1 protein-coding gene is annotated in these 752 nt (G+C 66.7%); it reads left to right on the top strand.

Annotated features, from left to right (window positions below; translation table 11 throughout):
• Positions 1 to 132 precede the first annotated feature (132 nt).
• The coding region (locus AC1DDH_RS20375) for a helix-turn-helix domain-containing protein (RefSeq protein ID WP_476956195.1) at positions 133 to 752 on the top strand (620 nt) is incomplete at its 3' end.

Below are 752 nucleotides of genomic sequence, written 5' to 3'. Positions count from 1 at the left end.
CTAGCTGTACTGCCCAGGGACGTTGGTTCGGTGAATGTGATGACTCGCTGGAGTCGTTGACACAGAGGTGAGGACCTCCGGTTGCACAGTGGAGTTGCTTAGACAACCGCTGCAGCGACCAGGAGGTCCTCAATGTCCCACGCTAATGCCGCTTTGACTCCACGCCAACGTTTACGTCTCGCGCGTCTGGTCGTAGATCACGGCTGGCCGGTGTCCCGGGCTGCCGAGCAGTTCAACTGCGCCTGGCCCACGGCCAAACGGTGGGCGGCCCGCTACGCCGCGATGGGTCAGGCGGGTATGGCTGACAGGTCCTCGCGCCCGCACCGGGTGGCGAACCGGACGCCGCAGCAGCTGGTGCGCAAGGTCGTGCAYCTGCGCTGGAAGCAACGGCTGGGGCCGGTGGCAATCGGGGCGAAGCTGGCCATGCCGGCCTCGACCGTGCACGCGGTTCTGGTCCGGTGCCGGCTGAACCGCCTGCACCACGTGGACAAGCGCACCGGGGAGGTCATCCGCCGGTACGAGCACGAGACGCCGGGGGCGATGATCCATGTCGACGTGAAGAAGCTCGGGAATATCCCCGACGGCGGCGGCTGGCGCTACGTTGGGCGGCAGCAAGGAGACCGGAACCGGGCAGGAACCCCGGACAAGGCGCGCAGCAGACACCGCGGGCCACTGATCGGGACCGCCTATGTCCACACCGTCATCGACGACCACTCCCGGGTCGCCTACGCAGAGATCCACGGCGATGAAAC

The organism is Arthrobacter sp. 10T425, assembly GCF_056393985.1.
The sequence above is the reverse complement of the archived record's forward strand: the minus strand, read 5'-3'. Positions and strand labels throughout refer to the sequence as shown.